Origin of the sequence: Massilia scottii (assembly GCF_030846495.1) — a bacterium.
Taxonomy (GTDB): domain Bacteria; phylum Pseudomonadota; class Gammaproteobacteria; order Burkholderiales; family Burkholderiaceae_D; genus Telluria_A; species Telluria_A violaceinigra.
This window is the reverse complement of sequence record NZ_JAVCWM010000006.1, coordinates 98,441-115,823: the sequence shown is the minus strand read 5'-3', so window position 1 is coordinate 115,823 and position 17,383 is coordinate 98,441. Positions and strand designations below refer to the sequence as shown.

At 65.4% G+C, this 17,383-nt stretch carries 16 protein-coding genes; 15 read left to right on the top strand and 1 reads right to left on the bottom strand.

Annotated features, from left to right (window positions below; all coding sequences use genetic code 11):
• Positions 1-16 precede the first annotated feature (16 nt).
• The 15 genes from RBA41_RS09975 (at position 17) to lpxC (ending at position 16,782) form a co-directional block, all read left to right on the top strand.
• Positions 17-1,549: a UDP-N-acetylmuramoyl-L-alanyl-D-glutamate--2,6-diaminopimelate ligase gene (locus tag RBA41_RS09975; RefSeq protein ID WP_306623481.1), complete on the top strand. Its 1,533-nt coding sequence runs from the start codon at positions 17-19 to the stop codon at positions 1,547-1,549.
• Complete coding sequence (locus RBA41_RS09970; protein WP_306623480.1) at positions 1,549-2,934, top strand: UDP-N-acetylmuramoyl-tripeptide--D-alanyl-D-alanine ligase; 1,386 nt, start codon at positions 1,549-1,551, stop codon at positions 2,932-2,934. The genes RBA41_RS09975 and RBA41_RS09970 overlap by 1 nt, the downstream gene beginning before the upstream one ends.
• 1 nt (position 2,935) lies before the next feature.
• Complete coding sequence (gene mraY, locus RBA41_RS09965; RefSeq protein ID WP_306623478.1) at positions 2,936-4,105, top strand: phospho-N-acetylmuramoyl-pentapeptide-transferase; 1,170 nt, start codon at positions 2,936-2,938, stop codon at positions 4,103-4,105.
• Complete coding sequence (gene murD, locus RBA41_RS09960; protein WP_306623476.1) at positions 4,105-5,655, top strand: UDP-N-acetylmuramoyl-L-alanine--D-glutamate ligase; 1,551 nt, start codon at positions 4,105-4,107, stop codon at positions 5,653-5,655. The genes mraY and murD overlap by 1 nt, the downstream gene beginning before the upstream one ends.
• Positions 5,655-6,866, top strand: coding sequence for a putative lipid II flippase FtsW (gene ftsW / locus RBA41_RS09955; RefSeq protein ID WP_306623475.1), 1,212 nt, complete (start codon positions 5,655-5,657; stop codon positions 6,864-6,866). The genes murD and ftsW overlap by 1 nt, the downstream gene beginning before the upstream one ends.
• Complete coding sequence (murG, locus tag RBA41_RS09950; protein ID WP_306623473.1) at positions 6,863-7,960, top strand: undecaprenyldiphospho-muramoylpentapeptide beta-N-acetylglucosaminyltransferase; 1,098 nt, start codon at positions 6,863-6,865, stop codon at positions 7,958-7,960. The genes ftsW and murG overlap by 4 nt, the downstream gene beginning before the upstream one ends.
• Positions 7,957-9,348, top strand: a complete 1,392-nt coding sequence (gene murC, locus RBA41_RS09945) for a UDP-N-acetylmuramate--L-alanine ligase (protein ID WP_306623472.1) — start codon at positions 7,957-7,959, stop codon at positions 9,346-9,348. Before murG ends, murC begins: the two co-directional genes overlap by 4 nt.
• 2 nt (positions 9,349-9,350) lie before the next feature.
• The gene (locus RBA41_RS09940; protein ID WP_306623470.1) at positions 9,351-10,319 is read left to right on the top strand and encodes a D-alanine--D-alanine ligase; all 969 of its coding nucleotides are present in this window, start codon (positions 9,351-9,353) and stop codon (positions 10,317-10,319) included.
• A 7-nt stretch (positions 10,320-10,326) separates the two neighbouring features.
• Complete coding sequence (locus RBA41_RS09935; protein ID WP_306623468.1) at positions 10,327-11,166, top strand: cell division protein FtsQ/DivIB; 840 nt, start codon at positions 10,327-10,329, stop codon at positions 11,164-11,166.
• Between the two features lie 10 nt (positions 11,167-11,176).
• On the top strand, positions 11,177-12,409 hold the full coding sequence (gene ftsA / locus RBA41_RS09930) for a cell division protein FtsA (RefSeq protein ID WP_054266460.1): 1,233 nt from the start codon (positions 11,177-11,179) through the stop codon (positions 12,407-12,409).
• A gap of 130 nt (positions 12,410-12,539) precedes the next feature.
• The gene (ftsZ, locus tag RBA41_RS09925; RefSeq protein WP_306623467.1) at positions 12,540-13,745 is read left to right on the top strand and encodes a cell division protein FtsZ; all 1,206 of its coding nucleotides are present in this window, start codon (positions 12,540-12,542) and stop codon (positions 13,743-13,745) included.
• A 164-nt stretch (positions 13,746-13,909) separates the two neighbouring features.
• Entirely contained in the window at positions 13,910-14,416 is a 507-nt protein-coding gene (locus tag RBA41_RS09920) for a peroxiredoxin (RefSeq protein WP_306623466.1), read from the top strand.
• 59 nt (positions 14,417-14,475) lie between these two features.
• Positions 14,476-14,925 carry a GNAT family N-acetyltransferase gene (locus tag RBA41_RS09915; RefSeq protein ID WP_306623465.1) on the top strand — a complete coding sequence of 150 codons (450 nt, stop codon included), beginning with the start codon at positions 14,476-14,478 and terminating at the stop codon, positions 14,923-14,925.
• Positions 14,926-14,960: 35 nt separating this feature from the next.
• Complete coding sequence (locus RBA41_RS09910) at positions 14,961-15,803, top strand: DMT family transporter (protein WP_099882094.1); 843 nt, start codon at positions 14,961-14,963, stop codon at positions 15,801-15,803.
• Positions 15,804-15,846: 43 nt separating this feature from the next.
• Positions 15,847-16,782, top strand: coding sequence for a UDP-3-O-acyl-N-acetylglucosamine deacetylase (gene lpxC, locus RBA41_RS09905; RefSeq protein WP_306623464.1), 936 nt, complete (start codon positions 15,847-15,849; stop codon positions 16,780-16,782).
• A 43-nt stretch (positions 16,783-16,825) separates the two neighbouring features.
• Here lpxC and RBA41_RS09900 read toward each other — a convergent pair whose 3' ends face one another.
• Positions 16,826-17,290 carry a DciA family protein gene (locus tag RBA41_RS09900; protein WP_306623462.1) on the bottom strand — a complete coding sequence of 155 codons (465 nt, stop codon included), beginning with the start codon at positions 17,288-17,290 and terminating at the stop codon, positions 16,826-16,828.
• Between the last annotated feature and the right edge of the window lie 93 nt (positions 17,291-17,383).

The window sequence follows — 17,383 nt, the reverse complement described above, 5'->3', positions numbered from 1 at the left end:
TCATGCAATGCCGTCTATGAATCCGCAGGAAATCTGCGCCTGGATCGCCCAGGCGGCGCCGGGCGCCAGGGTGGTCTCCGACTCGCGCCGCGTCAAGGCGGGCGATGTGTTCTTCGCCTATCCGGGCGACGCCGCCGACGGCCGTGCCTACATCGGCAAGGCCATCGCGCAGGGTGCCGCCGCCGTCGTCTACGACGAGCACGATTTCGCCTGGACCCCGGCCTGGAATGTGCCGCACCTGGCCGTGGCCGACCTGAAGGCGAACGCCGGTCCGATCGCCCACGCTTGCTACCAGATGCCCGACGCCGCCATGTTCACCGTCGGCGTGACCGGCACCAACGGCAAGACCTCGTGCGCGGTCTGGCTCGGCCAGGCCTTTGCGCGCCTGGGCCAGAGCGCCGCCGTCATCGGCACCCTGGGCGTGGGCCTGTTCAACGGCCGCGGCGAGGTCGAGTACGACGTCACCGGCTACACCACCCCGGACGCGGTGCTGCTGGCCGAAAAACTCGCTGCCGTGCGCGACGCGGGCGCCACTGCGCTGGCGATTGAGGTAAGCTCCATCGGGCTCGGGCAAGGCCGTACCCTGGGCATGCATTTTGACGTTGCGCTGTTCACCAACCTGACGCGCGACCACCTCGATTATCACGGCACCATGGATTGCTACGAAGCGGCGAAGGCCAAGCTGTTCGCGTGGCCAGGATTGAAAACAGCAGTGCTTAACCTCGACGACCCGGCTGGACAGCGCCTGGTCAACCAACTGATCTCCCAGCCTGGCGGTGCTCCTTCCGTGACCGGCTACACCCTGCGCGACGTTGCGGCCCAGCCCGACATCGCCGGCGTCACCATGCTGCGCGCCTCGCAGTTCCGCAGCCGCCATGCGGGCACCGAATTCCATCTCGATTCGCCGCTCGGCAGCGCCCAGGTCAAGACGCGCCTGGTGGGCCACTTCAACATCAGCAACGCGCTGGCGGTACTGGGCGCGCTGCTGGCCAAGGGCGTGGCCCTGCGCCCCGCGCTCGACGCCATCGAAGCACTGACCCCGGCCCCGGGCCGCATGCAGCAGATCGGCGGCCAGGACGCGCCGATGGTGGTCATCGATTACGCCCACACGCCGGACGCGCTCGAGCAAACGCTGGGCGCGCTGCGCCAGGTCGCGCACGAACGCGGCGGCCAGCTGTGGTGCGTGTTCGGCTGCGGCGGCGACCGCGATCCGGGCAAGCGCCCGCAGATGGGCGCCATCGCCCAGATCGCCGAACACGTGCTGGTCACCAGCGACAACCCGCGCAGCGAGGAACCGGCCGCCATCATCGCCCAGATCGTCGCGGGCATGGATGCGGCCCATCCGACATCGCGCTTCCAGGCGATCGAAGACCGCGCCGCCGCGATCCTGTCGGCGATCAAGCACGCGGCCAAGCCCGATGTGATCCTGCTGGCCGGTAAAGGCCACGAGCCGTACCAGGAAATCAAGGGCCGCAAGATGCCGTTTTCCGACGCCGACCACGCCGCGCTGGCGCTGGCCGCGCGCGTGACCATGATGAGGACTAACTGATGCGCGGCTCGCTCGCGCAACTGGTCGCCGCCATTCCGGGCGCGCGCATGACGGCCGACGCTTGCTTCGAGAGCGTCTCGACCGACAGCCGCAGCGCCGGCGCCGGCGCGTTGTTCGTCGCCCTGCGCGGCGAGACCTTCGACGCCCACGATTTCCTGGAGCAGGTGGCCGCCAGCGGCGCCGCCGCGGTGGTGGTGGAGAGTCTGCCGGACGGCTGGACCCTGCCGGCCATCGTGGTGCCCGATACGCTGGCCGCATTGGGCCGCATCGCCCATCACTGGCGCGCGCAATACGCCATTCCCGTGATCGGCGTCACCGGCAGCAACGGCAAGACCACGGTCAAGGAAATGATCGCCGCGATCCTGGCGGCCGGCCTGTCCGACGAGACGCGCCTGGCCACGCGCGGCAACCTGAATAACGAAATCGGCGTGCCGCTCACGCTCATGCGCCTGACCGCCGCACACAAGGCGGCCGTGGTCGAACTGGGGATGAACCACCCGGGCGAAATCGCGCGCCTGACCGCCATCGCCGCGCCGACCATTGGCCTGGTCAACAACGCCCAGCGCGAGCACCAGGAATTCATGCACACGGTCGAAGCGGTCGCGCGCGAAAACGGCGCCGTGCTGGCCGGCCTGGCGCAAGACGGCGTGGCCGTGTTCCCGGGCGACGACGAATACACGCCGCTGTGGCAGGGCATCGCCGCCGGCCGCCGCACGGTCACCTTTGGCCTTGACGCCGCATCGAACGTGAGCTGCGTGCACCGCGCCGCCGATTTCGGCAGCGAACTCGATGTGACCGTGCGCCTTGACGGCGCACCGCTGCGCATGTTCGTCGTCAGGCTGGCCGCGGCCGGGCTGCACAATGTGCGCAATGCGCTCGCCGCGATCGCCTGCACCATGGCCGCCGGCGTCAGCCCCGACATCGTGGCGCGCGGCCTGGCCGCGTTCGAGCCGGTCAGCGGCCGCCTGCAGCGCAAGCAGGCCGCCGGCGGCGCCACCGTCATCGACGACACCTACAACGCCAATCCGGATTCGGTGCGCGCCGCCATCGACGTGCTGGCGCAGGCGCATGCGCCGCGCATCCTGGTGCTGGGCGACATGGGCGAAGTGGGCACGCAGGGGCGCGAGTTTCACGAAGAAATCGGCGCCTACGCGGCCGCGCGCGGCATCGACACGGTGCTCGTCACCGGCGAACTGACGCGCCACATGGCCGCCGCGGGCGCACGGCATTACACGCAGTTCGACGAATTATTGGCAGCACTCGATACTCTATTGGGCAGCACATCTGACGCAACTGTACTGGTGAAGGGCTCGCGTTTCATGAAGATGGAACGCGTCGTCGCTCACCTTGTCGGATCAATCAACACAAGTAAGGAAGCCCACTAACATGCTGCTCTGGCTCGCACAAATGTTCCAGGACGAACTCGGTCCTCTGCGAATCTTCAACTTCATCACGTTCCGCGCGGTGTTCGCCACCATCACGGCGGTGCTGATCGGCCTTGTCGCCGGCCCCGCCGTGATCCGCAAACTCACCTCGCTCAAGGTCGGCCAGGCAGTGCGCCAGGACGGTCCGCAGACGCACCTGAAAAAACACGGCACCCCGACCATGGGCGGAGTGCTGATCCTGATCGCCATCGGGGTTTCGACCCTGCTGTGGTGCGACCTGTCGAACCGCCTGGTGTGGCCGGTGCTGGTCGTGACCCTCGGGTTTGGCGCCATCGGCTGGGCCGACGACTACCGCAAGGTGGTGTACCAGGACCCGGAAGGCATGCGCTCCGGCGAAAAATACTTCTGGATGTCCCTGATCGGCGTCGCCGCGTCGCTGTACCTGGCGTTCTCGGTGTCGGCGCCGACCCCGGGCAAGGTCTGGGAACTGTTCTATGCGTGGGTGCAGTCCGGCTTTTCGCTCGACCTGCCGCCCAAGGCCGACCTGATCGTGCCGTTCGTGAAAACCATCAGCTATCCGCTCGGCGTGTGGGGCTTCATCGCGCTGACCTACTGCGTCATCGTCGGCACCAGCAACGCGGTCAACTTCACCGACGGCCTCGATGGCCTGGCAATCATGCCGACCGTGATGGTCGGCTCGGCCCTGGGCCTGTTCGCCTACCTGACCGGCAGCGCCACCTACTCGAAATACCTGCTGATTCCGCACATTCCGGGCGCGGGCGAACTGCTGATCTTCTGCGGCGCGATGGCCGGCGCGGGCCTGGCCTTCCTCTGGTATAACGCGCATCCGGCCCAGATGTTCATGGGCGACGTCGGCGCGCTGGCGCTGGGCGGCGCGCTCGGCACCATCGCCGTCATCGTGCGCCAGGAGATTGTCCTGTTCATCATGGGCGGCGTGTTCGTGGCCGAAACGGTCTCGGTGATCATCCAGGTCAGCTGGTTCAAGTACACCAAGAAGCGTTACGGCACCGGGCGCCGCGTATTCCTGATGGCGCCCTTGCACCACCACTTTGAACAAAAAGGCTGGAAAGAGACCCAGGTCGTCGTGCGTTTCTGGATTATCACGATGATGCTGGTGCTGGTCGGCCTGTCCACCCTGAAGCTGCGCTGATGAACCACCTCGAACAATACGCCGGCAAGCACGCCCTGGTCCTCGGGCTGGGCGAATCCGGCCTGGCGATGGCCCAGTGGCTGGCGCGCTGCGGCGCGCGCGTGCGCGTGGCCGACACGCGCGAAGCGCCGCAGCGCCTGCAGGCGCTGCGCGAGGCGCTGCCGGGCGCCGAATTCATCGGCGGCGGACTCAATGCGGAATTTAGCGAGACGCTGCTCGACACCATCGACTTCGTCGCCGTCAGCCCGGGCCTGGCGCCCACGCGCGAACTGGCCGCCATCGTGCCGGCCGCCGCCACGCGCGCCATTCCGGTGTGGGGCGAGATCGAACTGTTCGCCCAGGGCCTGGCCGCGCTCAAGGAAGAACGCGCCTATGCGCCGAAAGTCATCGCCATTACCGGCACCAACGGCAAGACCACCGTCACCAGCCTGACCGGCTTGCTGTGCCAGCGCGCCGGCCTGTCGACCCGCGTGGCCGGCAATATCAGCCCGGCGGCGCTCGACGTGCTGCGCGAAGTGCTGGACCAGGCCGGGGGCGCAGACGACGTGTTCGATCAGACCCTGCTGCCGCAAGCCTGGATCCTGGAGCTGTCGAGCTTCCAGCTGCATTCGACCTTCAGCCTGCGCGCCGATGCCGCCACGGTACTGAACATCACCCAGGATCACCTGGACTGGCATGGCGACATGGCCGCCTACGGCGCCGACAAGGAACGCATCTTCGGGCCATCGACGGTGCGCGTGCTCAATCGCGACGACGCGCTGGTCGCGCGCATGGCCGCGCCGGGCGCCGACGTGCGCACCTTCGGCACGGGCGAGCCGAAAGAAGCCGACAGCTTCGGCCTGCACAACGAACGCGGCGTGCTGTGGCTGACCGTGGCCGTGGCCGGCGAAGAGAGCGAGAAGAAGCGCAAGAAAAATGAACCGGCCGAAGTCGTGCCGTGCACGATCAGCCGCCTGATGCCGGCCGACGCGCTGCGCATCCGCGGCCTGCACAACGCCGCCAACGCGCTGGCCGCGCTGGCCCTGTGCCGCGCCATCGGCCTGCCGTTCGCGCCGCTGCTGCACGGCCTGCGCGACTATCAGGGCGAGCCGCACCGGGTCGAACTGGTGGCCGCCATCGACGCCATCGATTACTACGACGACAGCAAGGGCACCAATGTGGGCGCCACCGTGGCCGCTTTGACCGGCCTGGGCAAGGCCTTCGGCGGCGAATCGCAGAAAATCGTGCTCATCGCCGGCGGCGACGGCAAGGGCCAGGAGTTCGAACCGCTGGCCGAACCGTGCTCGCGCTACGTGCGCGCGGTGGTCCTGATCGGGCGCGACGCGCCGCTGCTGCGCGCGGCCATCGAGCCGTCCGGCGTCGAGATGATCGATTGCGCGACCTTGCCTGAAGCGGTGCGGCGCGCAGCTTCCATGGCGCAGGGCGGCGATTGCGTGCTGCTTTCGCCGGCCTGCGCCAGCTTCGACATGTTCACCGGCTATGCGCAGCGCGCCCAGGTGTTCGTCGACGCCGTGCGCGAACTGGCGCTGGAAAAAGGACAGGATCTCTGATGGCCTTCCAGTTTCCATTCAAATTCGCCGGTTCGGCTTCGGACGCTCTGTCCGGGGACCGCACACGCCCGTCGAAAATGATGGAATACGACCAGCTGCTGGTCTGGGTCACCGTGCTGCTGATGCTGTTCGGGATGGTGATGGTGTACTCGGCCTCGATCGCGCTGCCCGATTCGCCCAAGTACGCCAACTACAAGACAAGCTACTTCCTGCAGCGCCAGGCCATTTTCATCATGGTCTCGATGCTGGCCGGGTACTTCGTGTTCCGCATCCGGATCGCGCTCTGGCAGCGCTACGCGTCCGTCATGTTCGTCGGCAGCCTGGCGCTGCTGGTGCTGGTGCTGGTGCCGCACATCGGCTTTTCGGTCAATGGCGCGCAGCGCTGGCTGGACCTGAAACTGTTCAAGCTGCAGCCGTCCGAAGTGATGAAGATCGCGGCCGTGCTGTACGCGGCCGACTACACGGTGCGCAAGCAGGAATACATGCACAAGCTGACCAAGGGCTTCCTGCCGATGGCCGGCGCCATCGGCCTGGTGGGCCTGCTGCTGCTGCTCGAACCCGACCTGGGCGCGTTCGGCGTGATCGTCTGCATCGCCATGGGCATCCTGTTCCTGGGCGGGATCAACGCGGTCTGGTTCGGCGGCATCGGTGCGCTGCTGGTGACCATTTTCGGCGCCATCATCTTCTTTTCTCCATTCCGGCGCGCGCGCATTTTCGCCTACCTGGACCCGTGGAAGGAAGGCAATGCGCTCGACAAGGCTTACCAGCTGACCCACTCGCTGATCGCCTTCGGGCGCGGCGAATGGTTCGGCGTGGGCCTGGGCGCCAGCGTCGAAAAACTGCACTACCTGCCCGAAGCGCATACCGATTTCCTGATGGCCGTCATCGGCGAAGAACTCGGCCTGGTTGGCGTGCTGGTGGTTATCGCCATGTTCTACTGGCTGGTCAAGCGCGCCTTCGATATCGGCCGCCAGGCCATCGCCATCGACCAGATCTTCGCCGGCCTGGCCGCCAAAGGCATCGGCATCTGGCTCGGGGCGCAGACCTTTATCAACATGGGCGTGAACCTGGGCATCCTGCCGACCAAGGGATTGACCTTGCCGTTGATGAGTTACGGCGGTTCGGGCGTCCTGATCAACTGCGTCGGACTGGCGATTTTGCTGCGTATCGATTATGAAAACCGTGTGTTGATGAGAGGTGGACGGCCATGAAGCGTTTGATGATCATGGCAGCCGGCACCGGCGGGCATATCTTCCCGGGGATCGCGATCGCGCAGACCATGCGCCAGCGCGGCTGGGACGTGAGCTGGCTGGGCACCTCGCACGGCATGGAGCAGGACCTGGTGCCGAAGAACGGCATCGCCATCGACAGCATCGATTTTTCGGGCATGCGCGGCAAGGGCCTGAAGCACAGCGTGACGGGCGCGTTCAAGATGGCCGCCAGTTTCGTGGCTTGCCGCCGCTTCATCAGGCAGCGCAAGCCCGACGTGGTGCTCGGCATGGGCGGCTACGTGTGCGTCCCGGGCGGCATGATGGCGCGCTTGGCCGGCGTGCCGCTGGCGCTGGTCAATGCCGACGCGGCGCTGCTGTTGTCGAACAAGACGCTCGCGCCCCTGGCCAGCAAGGTGATGTTCGGCTTTCCCGCCGATTTCGGCAGCGCCGCCGCCAAGGCCATCGTCACCGGTAACCCGGTGCGCAAGGAAATCCTGGCCATGACGGCGCCGTCGCAGCGCTTCGAGGGCCGCAGCGGCGCGCTGCGTATCCTGGTGGTCGGCGGCAGTCTGGGCGCCAAGGTATTGAACGACAGCGTGCCGGCCGCACTGGCGCTGCTGCCCGAAGAGCAGCGCCCGCACGTGACGCACCAGTCGGGCAAGAAGAATATCGATGCGCTGCGCGAATCGTACGCCAAGGCCGGCGTGACGGCCGACGTGGTCGACTTCATCGACGATATGGCCGGCGCCTACGCCGCGGCCGACGTGGTGATCTGCCGCGCCGGGGCGATCACCGTGTCGGAACTGACGGCCGCCGGCGTGGCCAGCGTGCTGGTGCCGTTCGTGGCCAGCACCACCAGCCACCAGCGCGACAACGCGCAGTGGATGGACAAACAGAAGGCGGCAATCCATTTGCCGCAAACGGAACTGAGCGCGCAGCGCGTGGCGCAGCTGCTGCAAGGCCTTGGCCGCGATGCCTGCCGCGCCATGGCGCAGGCCGCGCTCGCGGTCGGCAAGCGCAACGCCAATGAAGCAATCGCGGATGTACTCGAACAACTGGCAGGATCGACAGACAGAATTGAAACAAGAACATGAAACATAAAATCAAGAACATTCACTTCGTCGGCATCGGCGGCAGCGGCATGAGCGGCATCGCCGAAGTGCTGCTCAATCTGGGCTACAGCGTGTCCGGCTCGGACCTGGGCAGCAACGCGGCCAGCCAGCGCCTGGCCAGCCTGGGCGCGCAGGTCATGCTCGGCCACGCCGCCGACAATATCCTCGGCGCCGACGCCGTGGTCACCTCGACCGCGGTCAAGGAAGACAATCCGGAAGTGGTGGCGGCGCGCGCAGCGCAGATTCCCATTGTGCCGCGCGCGATTATGCTCGGTGAATTGATGCGCTTAAAGCGCGGCATCGCCATTGCCGGCACCCACGGCAAGACCACCACCACCAGCCTGGTAGCCTCGGTGCTGGCCCAGGGCGGGCTCGATCCGACGTTCGTCATCGGCGGACGCCTGAACAGCGCCGGCGCCAACGCCAAGCTGGGAACGGGCGAGTACATCGTGGCCGAAGCCGACGAATCGGACGCCTCGTTCCTGAACCTGACGCCGATGATCGAAGTGATCACCAATATCGACGCCGATCACATGGAAACCTACGAGCACGATTTCGAAAAGCTCAAGCAGGCGTTCGTGCATTTCACGCACCGCCTGCCGTTCTACGGCCGCGTGATGCTGTGCATCGACGACCAGCATGTGCGCGACATCATTCCCTTCGTGACCAAGCCGATCACCACCTACGGTTTTTCGGAAGCTGCCCAGGTGCGCGCGGTCAATGCCAGCGCCATCGGCCTGCAGATGCATTTCACGGTGGTCCAGGAAGGCTATCCGGATACACAGTTCATCCTCAACCAGCCCGGCATGCATAATGTGCAGAATGCCTGTTCGGCGATTGCCATCGCGCGCGAAATCGGCATCGACGACAGTGCGACACAGCAGGGCCTGGCGGAGTTTCACGGCGTGGGCCGGCGCTTCACGCGCTACGGCGACGTTGCCATTCCGGGCGGCGGCAGCTTCGCGCTGGTGGACGACTTCGGCCACCACCCGGTCGAGACGGAAGTGACGTTGGCCGCCGCGCGCGGCGCCTACCCGGGCCGGCGCCTGGTGCTGGCGTTCCAGCCGCACCGCTATTCGCGCACGCGCGACCTGTTTGAAGACTTCGTCAAGGTGCTGGCCACGCCCGACGTGCTGCTGCTGGCCGAAGTGTATGCCGCCGGCGAAGCGCATGTGGTGGCCGCCGATGGCCGTGCGCTGGCGCATGCGCTGCGCGTGGGCGGGAAAATCGAGCCGATTTTTGTCGAGGCGATCGCCGACATGCCGGCCGCCATCATGAACGTGGTGCGCGACGGCGACGTTGTCATCACCATGGGCGCCGGTTCGATCAGCGGCATTCCGAATAAACTGCTTACCCCTGTGGAGGCTTGAAGATGAGTGTATTTAATTCCGGCGACGCGGCCGCACTGGGCAAAGTCGGCGTGCTGTTCGGCGGCCGCTCGGCCGAACGCGACGTGTCGATCATGTCCGGCACCGGCGTGCTCGCGGCGCTGCGCAGCAAGGGCATCGACGCCCATCCGTTCGACACCGGCCAGCGCAGCATCACCGAACTGGCGGCCGAGGAATTCGACCGCGTGTTCATCGCGCTGCACGGCCGCTACGGTGAAGACGGCACCCTGCAGGGCGCGCTCGAGCAGCTCGGCATTCCCTACACCGGCAGCGGCGTGATGGCGTGCGCGATCGCCATGGACAAGATCTACACCAAGATGATCTGGCTGATGCGCGGCCTGCCGACGCCGCGCTACGCCACGCTGGCAGCCGATACCGACCTGGCGCAGGTGGTGCAGCAGCTTGGCCTGCCGCTGATCGTCAAGCCGCCGCACGAAGGTTCGAGCGTGGGCATCACCAAGGTGCGCGCCGCCGCCGACTTCAAGGTGGCCTATGAGGTGGCGGCCGGTTTCGACGAAGTGGTGCTGGCCGAGGAATTCGTCACCGGGCGCGAGCTGACGGTCGCGGTGCTCGGGCGCGGCGCGACTGCGCGCGCGCTGCCGATCGTCGAAATCGTGGCGCCGGACGGCAATTACGATTACCAGAACAAGTACTTCACCGACGACACCAAGTATGTTTGCCCGGCCGAGCTGGACGAAGCGACCAGTGCGGAAGTGGCGCGCCTGGCGGTGGAAGCCTACCGCGCCGTCGATTGCGAAGGCTGGGGCAGGGTCGACGTGCTGCTGCGCGCCAGCGACAACAAGCCGTTCCTGATCGAGGTCAATACCTCGCCGGGGATGACCACTCACTCGCTCGTGCCGATGGGCGCGCGCGCGCTGGGCATCAGTTATGAAGACCTGTGCGTCGAGATTGTGCGTTCGGCACGCTTGAAAATGGCCCAGGGCCAGGGTTAATACAGTAATGTGGCATGACGTAAGAGCTTTGAACGCAAGCGCGAGCGGCCTGATGGCCGTGGTGGTGATCGCCTGCCTCGCGTCTGCCGTGTGGTGGTTGTCGCAGCTGCCGATGTTCACTCTGCGCACGGTGCGGGTCGACAGCGTGCATGGGATGGAACTGAAGCACGTGAACAAGCTGACCTTGCGCGCCGGCGTGGTGGGCCGCATCAAGGGAAATTTTTTCACGACCAACCTGGAACAGGTGCGCACCGCCTTCGAAGCGGTACCCTGGGTCAGGCGGGCCACGGTGCGGCGCGAATGGCCGGACCAGCTGATCGTGGAAGTCGAGGAACACGAGGCGCTCGGCACCTGGGGCGAGGATGGGCGCCTGTTGTCGATGAAGGGTGATGTATTTACCGCCAACCTGGCCGAGGCGGACGAGGATCATCCGCTGCCGGCGCTGGACGGACCGGAAGGCAGCGAGAAGGAAGTACTGGCGCGGTTCCTGGAGTTGCGCGCGCTGTTTTCGCCGATCGCGCTGGTGCCGGAAAAGCTGGACCTGTCGAGCCGTTACGCGTGGACCGTGAAACTCGATAACGGCATGAGCGTGGCGCTGGGACGGGAGCAGGACAAGACGACGCTGAAGAAGCGGGTGCAGCGGCTGGTGGGGATTTATCCGCAACTGGCCAGCCGCCTGCAGGACGGCATCGACACGATCGACATGCGGTATCAGAACGGCCTGGCGCTTTCCGCCGCCGCCCTGGTGCTGCCGAGCGATCCGCACAAGCCTGTGAAGGCGGCAGTAAAAAAAGAAGTGAAACCGAACAGCAGATCAACCAGCAGCAAGACAAAGCAAAGACAGTAGGCGACAGCACATGACAAAAGACGCGAAAAACCTGATCGTCGGCCTCGATATCGGTACCTCGAAAGTGGTGGCCGTGGTGGCCGAAGTGATGTCCGACGGGCGCCACGAGGTGATCGGACTGGGTCAGCACGAGTCGCGCGGACTGAAAAAAGGGGTGGTCGTCAATATCGAGGCGACCGTCGAATCGATCCAGCGCGCGCTCGAAGAAGCCGAGCTGATGGCCGACTGCAAGATCCGCAATGTGTACGCGGGCATCGCCGGCAGCCATATCCGCTCGTTCAATTCGAGCGGCATGGTCGCGATCAAGGACAAGGAAGTCACGGCCACCGACGTGGCGCGCGTGATCGAAACGGCCAAGGCGGTCAACATCCCGACCGACCAGCAGTTGCTGCACACGGTGCCGCAGGAATTCATCGTCGACAGCCAGGAAGACGTGCGCGAGCCGATCGGCATGAGCGGCATCCGCCTGGAAGTGCGGGTGCATATTGTCACCGGTGCGGTATCGGCGGTACAAAACATTGTAAAGTGCGTGCGCCGCTGCGGCCTTGAAGTGTCGGACCTGATCCTGCAGCCGATGGCATCGGCCGATGCGGTGCTCACGCTCGACGAAAAGGAACTGGGCGTGGTGCTGATCGACATTGGCGGCGGCACCACCGACATCGCGGTGTTCTCCGACGGCGCGATCCGGCATACGGCGGTCATTCCGATCGCCGGCGACCAGATCACCAACGACATCGCCATGGCGCTGCGCACGCCCACTTCCGAAGCCGAAGAGATCAAGATCCGCTATGGTGTAGCCAAGCAGGTGCTGGCCGATCCGCACGAGTCGCTCGAAGTGCCGGGACTGGGCGACCGCGGTCCGCGCAACCTGTCGCGCCAGGCGCTGGCGGCGGTGATCGAGCCACGCGTTGAAGAATTGTTCGCAATGGTGCACCAGGTGGTGCGCGAGTCGGGTTACGAAGGCGTGCTCTCGTCGGGCATCGTGCTCACCGGCGGTACCGCGATCATGCCCGGCATGGTCGAGATGGCGGAAGATATTTTCCTCAAGCCGGCGCGCCTCGGCACGCCGGATTACCGCGGCCAGCTGGCCGACGTGGTGCGCAGCCCGCGCTACGCGACCGTGCTCGGGCTGCTGCTCGAAGCGAAGAAGCAGTATCTGCGCGGGCATATCGTGACGCGCCAGGACGGCTCGGTGAAAGCGGTCTGGCAGCGCATGAAGGAATGGTTTTTAGGGAATTTTTAAGTCGGCACAATTTGGAATACTACGCACACGGGTTCTTGTTATTTAACGGTTAACGCAGTTTTCAACCTCCAGGTTTCATACGACTATGAGTCCTGGCGCTTGGAAACCGCACTTTGATTAGGAGTTCATCATGGAGTTTGATATGGTCGATAACGCAGCACTAGGAACCGTCATCAAGGTCGTCGGCGTCGGCGGAGCAGGTGGCAATGCGGTTCAGCACATGATCAACAAGGGCGTGTCGGGCGTTGAATTCATCGCGGCCAATACCGATTCGCAGGCACTGGCCGCGTCGAGCGCCCACAACATCATCCAGATCGGCGAGTCGGGCCTGGGCGCCGGCATGAAGCCGACCGTCGGCCGCCAGCTGGCCGAAGAGTCGCGCGCGCGCATCGAAGACGCGCTGCGCGGCGCGCACATGGTCTTTATCGCAGCCGGCATGGGCGGCGGCACCGGTACCGGCGCAGCGCCCATCGTGGCCGAAATCGCCAAGTCGCTCGGCGCGCTGACGGTGGCCGTGGTGTCGAAGCCATTCTCGTACGAAGGCCAGAAGTGCATGGACGTGGCCGAGAGCGGACTCGAAGAACTGTCGCAGCACGTCGATTCGCTGATCATCATCCTGAACGAAAAACTGGAAGAGATCTACGAAGACGAAAGCATGATCGAGTGGATGCGCCATGCCGATGATGTGCTCAACAACGCAGTGGCCGGCATCGCCGAGATCATCAACGTGCCGGGCCACATCAACGTCGACTTCAACGACGTCAAGACCATCATGGGCGAGCAGGGCAAGGCCATGATGGGCACCGCGACCGCCAGCGGCGTCGACCGCGCGCGCATCGCGGCCGAGCAGGCAGTCGCGTCGCCGCTGCTCGACGGGATCGACCTGTCGGGTGCGCGCGGCGTGCTGGTCAACGTGACCGCCAGCCGTGGCCTCAAGGGTAAGGAAATCAAGGAAGTCATGGCTGCCGTGCGCGCGTTTGCGGCGCCCGATGCGTCGATCGCGCAGGGTATCGCGTACGACGACGACATGGGCGACGACATCCGCGTGACCGTGGTGGCGACGGGCCTGGGCAAGGCCAAGAAGGCCATGCAGCTGGTGCAGCAGCCGATGCTGCGTACCGGTACCCACAATGGTCCGATGATGGCCGGCGGCGGCGCTGGCGCCACCGTGGGCGTGTCGATGGGTGCCGGCTCGGCCAGCGGCCACGCGATGGAAGGCATGAAGCAGCCAGCCGTGTGGCGCCGCGAGCAGGCTTCCGAGCAGGTGCAGGCGATGCAGCGCAATGGCGTGGAAACCTACGACATTCCGGCGTTCCTGCGCAAGCAAGCCGATTGATCGGATCGCAGTGCTGACGAAGCCGGGGTTCGCCCCGGCTTTTTTTACGCCGTTTTTTCCGGACGCGGACAGTGCGGCGGCGCGCCAGGGAGGCGCCGGCCTGCAAGGTCGGCGAGGATCAGGCATACTAGCCGTCTTATCAATCCCATATTATGGAGCCTCGAATGACTATTAAAATCGGCGACCGCCTGCCGGAAGGCACCCTCTCTGAATTCGTCGAGACCGAAACCGAAGGCTGCTCGCTCGGCCCGAACACCTTCCAGGTAGCTGATCTGGTCAAGGGCAAGAAGATCGCCATTTTCGGCCTGCCGGGCGCCTACACCCCGACCTGCTCCGCACAGCACGTGCCGGGCTACGTCAAGCTGGCCGACGAACTCAAAGCCAAGGGCGTCGATGAAATCTGGTGCATCTCGGTCAATGACGCTTTCGTCATGGGCGCCTGGGGCCGCGACCAGAAAGCCACCGGTATCGTGCGCATGATGGCCGACGGTAACGCCGCCTACAGCAAGGCACTGGGCCTGGACGCGGACTTCTCGAAGTTCGGCATGGGCACGCGCTCGCAGCGCTACTCGCTGCTGGTCGACGACGGCGTCGTCAAGCAGCTCAACGTGGAGCAGGGCGGCGCGTTCGACGTATCGAACGCCGAAACGCTGCTCAAGCAAGTCGCTTAACTACCCACCCGGAACCACTTCCGCAAAGACGGCGCCGCGGCGCCGTTTTTTACATCGCCATGCATATTCGAACCGAAACCCCGCGCCAGAGCGACATCATCGCCATGCTCGAACGGCTGGACGCCTATTTTGCCGGCCTCTATCCGGCCGAGAGCAACCACCTGATGGATGTCGACTCGCTGACCCGGCCCGGCGTGGTGTTCCTGGTCGCGCGCGACCTTGACGGCCGCGCGCTCGGCTGCGGCGCCTATGTCGACCGTGGCGGCTACGGCGAAGTCAAACGCATGTACGTCGATCCGGCCCGGCGCGGCAAGGGCGTGGGCGGCAAGCTGCTGGCCGAGATCGCGCAGCGCGCCGCCGCCGCCGGATTGCCGGCGCTGATGCTCGAAACCGGCATCAGCCAGCCCGAAGCCATCGGCCTGTATGAGCGCGACGGCTTTATCCGCTGCGCGCCGTTCGGCGACTATCAGGCCGATCCCCTCAGCCTGTTCATGGTCAAGCGCCTGTGACGCAGGGCAAAGGCAACCTGCGCGCGATCTACGCGATGCTGATCGCGGTGGCCATGTTCTCGCTGATGGACACGGTGATGAAGCTGCTGTCGGCGCATTATCCGGCGCTGCAGGTGGCCGCCCTGCGCGGCCTGTCGTCGCTGCCGCTGGTGTTTGCCTACGTGGGCTGGCGCGGCGCCTTCGGCACTGCCCTGCAGGTGCGCTGGCCGCTGCACCTGCTGCGCGCGGGCCTGAGCATCACCATGCTCGGGCTATTCGCCTTTGGCCTGCGCAAGCTGTCGCTGGCCGAAGCGTATGCAATCTTCTTCATCGCGCCCGCGCTCATCACCGCCTTGTCGGTGGTGTTCCTGAAAGAGAGCGTCAACCTGGCGCGCTGGATCGCCATCGCGGTCGGCCTGGGCGGGGTGCTGGTGGTACTGCGTCCGAGCGGAACCGGCATGCTGACCCTGGGCGGACTGGCGGTGCTGGGCGCGGCCGGCTGCTACGCGGTGTCGGCCATTACCACCCGCATCGTCGGGCGCACCGACCGCGCCGAACACATGGTGCTGTGGCTGATGGTGTTTTTGGCCATCGGCGCAACCACCCTGGCCGCGCCCAACTGGGTGCCCGTGCGCGGTGCCGATGTCTGGCTATTGTGCGCGCTGTCGCTCTCGGGCTTCCTGGGCCAGCTGGCGGTCACGGAAGCGTTCAATTCGGGCGAAGCGTCGCGCGTGGCGCCGTTCGAGTATTCGGGCCTGGCCTGGGGCGTGGCGCTGGACTGGATCCTGTGGCATACCTTGCCCGACCGGTACACGCTGATCGGCGCGGCCATCATCATCGGCAGCGGCATCTACCTGGTGCGGCACGAGCGCTCGCATGCGCAGGCCGAGCACCCCTAGACGCCCGGCAGCGCCGGCCCATCAAGTTCGCTATAATCGGCGGATGTTAAAACAAAGAACCGTCAAACAGCTGGTGCGCACCGTCGGCGTCGGGCTGCACTCCGGGACCAAGGTCGAACTGACCCTGCGTCCGGCCGCGATCGATACCGGCATCGTGTTTCGCCGCGTGGACCTGAACCCGGTGGTGGAGTTTCCCGCCAGCGCAGGCGTGGTGGGCGACACCCGCATGGCCTCGGTGCTGGTCAAGGACGATGCGCGCGTGTCCACGGTCGAGCACCTGATGTCGGCCTGCGCCGGGCTCGGGATCGATAATCTGTACGTGGACGTGTCGGCCGAAGAGATTCCGATCATGGATGGCTCGGCCTCGTCGTTTGTCTTTTTGCTGCAACAGGCGGGCGTGCAGGAGCAGGACGCGGCGAAGAAATTCATCCGCGTGCTGAAAGACGTGGAAGTACGCCAGGGTAGCGGCGCCAACGAAAAATGGGCGCGCCTGACCCCGTACGATGGCTTCAAGCTCGATTTTTTCATCGAATTCAACCATCCGGCGGTGGACGGCACGACCCAGCGCGCGTTTGTCGACTTCGGCGACGTATCGTACGTGCACGACGTGGCGCGCGCGCGCACCTTCGGCTTCATGCAGGATGTGGAAAGCCTGCGCGGCATGGGCCTGGCGCGCGGCGGATCGCTCGAAAACGCGATCGTGATGGACGAGTACCGGATTCTCAATTCCGATGGCCTGCGCTACGACGACGAGTTCGTGCGCCACAAGATCCTCGACGCGATCGGCGACTTGTACCTGGTCGGGCACCCGCTGCTGGCCGGCTACGAAGCGCACAAGTCGGGCCATGCGCTCAATAACCTGCTGCTGCTCGAACTGCTCAAGCATCCGGATGCCTACGAGATCGTGGGGTTCGAGAAGCCCGGCAGCGCGCCGCCGTCGTACGTGCGCCAGATGGCGCGCGAGTGGGCGCTTACCTAAGTACCTTCAGGCTTGTGGTCACGATATTCAAACGCAAAGCGCTCTAGCGCTGGCGCGCCGCCATTGCCTTGACGGCAGCGATCAAGGTGGCGTTGGCCGCCGTTTTCGGCAGCGCGTCGCCGAGCGCTTCAAAGGCCGACAAGGCCGTGCCGGGCAAAATCAGCTGATGCGTGTGCACCACCGGCGCGATGCTGCGCGTGACCTGCACTTTCAATTTGATCTCGTCGATATGCCAGCCGCGCTTTTGCAAGGCGCCCTGCAGCTTGGGCAGTTGCTGTTTGAGCTTGGCCGCCACGGCCGAACTGGGCGTGGCCAGCACCAGGCGCGCGTCTTCGAACGAGAGCACGTCGCAGTTGCCGAACATCGGCGGCAGCGCCTTGGCGCAGTCGCTCTGCAGGCTGGCCATGCGCATCGCCGTCGGCAGCAGGGCCGCGATCTTGTCATTGCGCTTGAGAAAATCGGTGGCGACAATCGAGGTGCGGCGCGTCTTGGTTCCGTAGATATGCATAAGGCGCAACATAGCACAGCGCGCGCCGCCCCGCCATAGCGCCCGGAACGCGTTGTCGGAGTCATTTTATTAACTTTGTTTTGCCCTCGCCCC